At 68.0% G+C, this 3,653-nt stretch carries 2 protein-coding genes; one reads left to right on the top strand and one right to left on the bottom strand.

Features of this window, described 5'->3' with window-relative positions; translation table 11 throughout:
- Positions 1-338: hypothetical protein (locus ADBZ5U_RS09885; protein WP_526264888.1), on the top strand; the 338-nt coding region annotated here is incomplete at its 5' end.
- A 15-nt stretch (positions 339-353) separates the two neighbouring features.
- Here the strand turns inward: ADBZ5U_RS09885 and eccCb are convergent.
- A partial coding sequence (gene eccCb / locus ADBZ5U_RS09880; RefSeq protein WP_526264886.1) for a type VII secretion protein EccCb occupies positions 354-3,653 on the bottom strand: 3,300 nt, incomplete at its 5' end.

Here is a 3,653-nt window from a genome sequence, read left to right as displayed (position 1 = left end):
GAGCACAGGAGCACAGGAGCACAGGAGCACCGATCATGAAGAACATCACCATCATCACCGAGCAGGTGTCCGAGACTGCACTGGCCGCCGCGCTCCCCGCCGAGGGCGTCGTCTCGGTCAGCGTCGGGCGGCAGGTCAGCGCCGGCCGCGCGGCGGTTCAGGACGACCGGTCCTTCCGCAACCCGGCCCGTTTCAACTCGGTCTACCGGGTGGACCTGGTCGTCGAAGACGACGCCGTGGAAACCGTCTTCGACGGCATCTCCTTCGCCTACGGCGCCGGGCTGTTCAGCGACGCCGAGGCCTGGGTGAGCGGTCCGGCGCTGCCGTTGTCCGCGTGAGCCTCGCCCGACACACTAGTCCGGGTACCCGACCAGAACGCCCTCCGTCACCCCGTCGGTGGCGACCAGAAGTCCACGGCCGGGCGGGAGTTGACGGGCGCTGGTGCGCCCGAACACCTTCACCGTCTGCGGGTCGTTGTCCATGAACAGCGTCGGCGCCCGGGAACCGGTGAGCTTCTGCAGCAGGGGACTCATCGCGGACACCCCGGCCCAGTTGCCCGGCAGCCTGCCGGCGATGACGTGCAGGCCGATCTCGCGGCCACGCTCGATCAGGTTCCACAACGGTGCCGTGGCCGCCTGCTTGCCCACCAGCCCGTTGGGACGCAGCTCGTGTTCGTCGTCGATCAGCACGAAGTGGTGCGGTCCCGACCACGCCGGGCGGGCCAGCAGTTCCTCCTGGGTCAGGCCGGACGGCGGCAGGCGGTCCTTCATGAGCCCGGCGATCTGTTCGCAGACCCGGTCGATGTCGTCGGCGGTGTATGCGTAGGCGGCGACATGGCTGTCCGGGATCCGCCCGATCAGGCTGGTCTTGGGGTCGATGATGGTGATCTGGGCCTGCTCCGGTGACACCCGGGCGGTGATCGCCTGCCCGATCGCGGCCAGGGTGGTGGTCTTGCCGCACCCCTGCCGGCCGACGACGAGCAGATGCGGCACCTGGCGCGTGGGCAACACGACCGGTTGCAGCGCACTCTCGCCGATGGCGAACGGGATGTTGAACGGCTCCGTGGCCGCTTCGCTCCGGCCGTAGCCGTCGACGATCTGCCGCAACGCGATCCGCTCGGGAAGCCGGGCGAGGGTCTGCACCTTGCGGGCCCCGGTCCGGGCGGCGATCACCTCGCCGACCTCCCTGGTGCTCACCCTGCCGCCCGCCGCGGTGAGCACTTCGGGCAGTCCGATGAGCAGTTCGTGGCCGGTACGGCTGACACCGAACCCGGGGCGGTCCGGAGTCTGGCGCGCGGCGCGACGGTGTTCCATCCCGGTACCCATCTGAGTTTCGTCGGGATTGCTCAATCGGAGTTGGATGCGGGCGTTGGCCACGTTCAGTAGAGCCTGCTTCTGGCCGACGAGCCAGCCGCTGGCACTGGTCATCACGTGCACGCCATACGAAAGTCCCTGGCGCGCAATGGCGATGGCCCGGTCGCCGAGGCCGTTGTCCTTCTCGTAGAGATCGCCGAAGTTGTCGATCACCAGGAACACGTCGCCGAACTTGTCCGCCGGATCGCTCGCGCCGCCGGCCAGGGCGCCGAAACGGCGCTCGCGGAACTCGGCGATGTCCATCTGATAGCGCTTGAAGGACGCCTCCCGGGCCCGGATCACCCCCTCGATCGTCGCAATGGTGCGCGAAACACCTTCGACATCGGTGATGCTGACGACACCCGCCACGTGCGGGTAGTTCTCCACCGGATACAGCGATGCACCCAGGCAGAAGAAGGTCACCCGCTCCGGGCGGTACATCAGGGCCGCGCAGGTGACGAGGGTCATCAGGGTGGTCGATTTCCCGCGCTGTGCGGTGGCCACGACCATCACGTTGTCCATCTCGGCGTCCACGACGTGCACCCGTTGGGCGTGTTCCTCCGGGAAGTCCTCGACGCCGGCCGGGAAGACCAGGCCGGGGTTCTGGCCGTAGTCCACCCACCAGGGCCTGCCCCGCCACATCTCGACCAGCGCATCAGCGGTCGCACTGACCTCCAACGGCGGCAGCCAGATCCGGTGCGGCGGGCGTACGGGGTGGGACAGCAGCGACTCACGAATGACGTCGAGGAGCTTCTTGCGCTTGAATCCGTCTGGGTGATAGAGGAATTCGTCCGGTTGCTCCGGGTCGTCGGCAACCGTCAGCGCTGCGCTGTCGGACTCGCTGAGCGGCTGGTGGCCCCAGGTGAAGGAGCGCGGCCGGGTGAAACTGACCGATACCGTTTCATCGGTGGTGCCGACCTTCTTCGGCACGACGAACGGCGCGGAGACATAGAAGCAGCGGAACGGCTCCAGCTCGCGCGGGCCGACCTTGAGCAAGGCGTGACCGTTCTCCTTCGACGGCAGGTGCAGGGCCGCGTCGCTGCCGATGACGTCACGGGAATCCTCGGCGGTCTCGGCGCGCAGCGCCACCCGGAACGCGATATTGCTCTTGGCCTTGCTCAGCGACGACAGATCCAGACGCTGGCCGCCGAGAGTGAAGAAGACGTTGCAGCCGCGTCCTTCCTGACCGATGTGGATGACGAGGTCGATCCACTCGGGATGGTGGTGGAACAGTTCCAGGTACTCGTCGATGATGACCAGCAGTATCGGCACGGGCTCCAAGTCCCGGCCGGCCAGCCGCATCTCTTCGTATTCGTTGGCGTCACGCGCACCGGCGGCCTTGAAAAGCGCGTATCGCCTTGCCATCTCACCGTCGATGGCCTTACGCATCCGCTCGGCGAGGTGCCGGTCGTCCTTGCCGAGATTGGACAGCGAACCGGCGACGTGCGGCAGGCCCTCGAGGTCTTGGGCTGCGGACTCGAACTTCATGTCCACGAAGATCACGATGAAGCTCTCCGGCGAATGCGTCAGGGCGATCCCGTTGCACAGCGAGAGGAAGTACTCCGACTTGCCCGAGCCGGAGGTACCGATCACGACCGAGTGGAATCCCTGTCCACCGAAGTCCTTCGCCCGCAGAATCACGTACTGCAGATCCCCGCCGGGCTGGACGCCCACCGGGATCATCGCCCAGCGGTGATCCCCACGACCCCTGCTGTCCGCCCAGAGCCGGTCGACGTCGAGGTTGCGCGGATCGGTGATGCCCAGGGCGCGTAGCAGTTCCCCGCCCCGGCTGCCCGTCTCGGCGAGATCACCCGCGATCGCGGGCGACCAGCGCGCGAGCGCCCGCGCGTACCGGTCGGCCGTGCTCACGGCGAGCATATCGGCCACCGCGTAAAACGCGTCCCGGTGACGGAGCCGGCCCTCCCGCAGTGCGAAGCGCTCTTCGACGTGGGCGAATCCGACGCCTTCCCCCGGGCGGGTCGCCAGGCGCAGCATGGTGATACCCGCTCTACCCTTCTGCCCGGTGACCGTCTCCCACTGCTCTTGGGTGCCGACGTTGTCGTCGACGATCACCCAGTGCGGACCCAGTCCCGGGGCGGCGTCGGTTTCGACCGGCGAGAGGGTGGTGGTCGGGCTGGACCCACTCGGCGGGCCCCACGGCCCGCGGCCCTTGCGATGGAGTTCGGCGTCGAGCGCCTCCTCCAACTCGCCCGGGGAGGTGAACACCAGCCGGCGCGGGCCGCAGGCGTCGAACATCTCGTCGTGCTGGTTGTGCGGCAACCACACCAGCCAGGACCACTG

It is taken from the genome of Mycobacterium sp. (assembly GCF_040398885.1).
Classification (GTDB): Bacteria; Actinomycetota; Actinomycetes; order Mycobacteriales; family Mycobacteriaceae; genus Mycobacterium.
The sequence above is the reverse complement of the archived record's forward strand: the minus strand, read 5'-3'. Positions and strand labels throughout refer to the sequence as shown.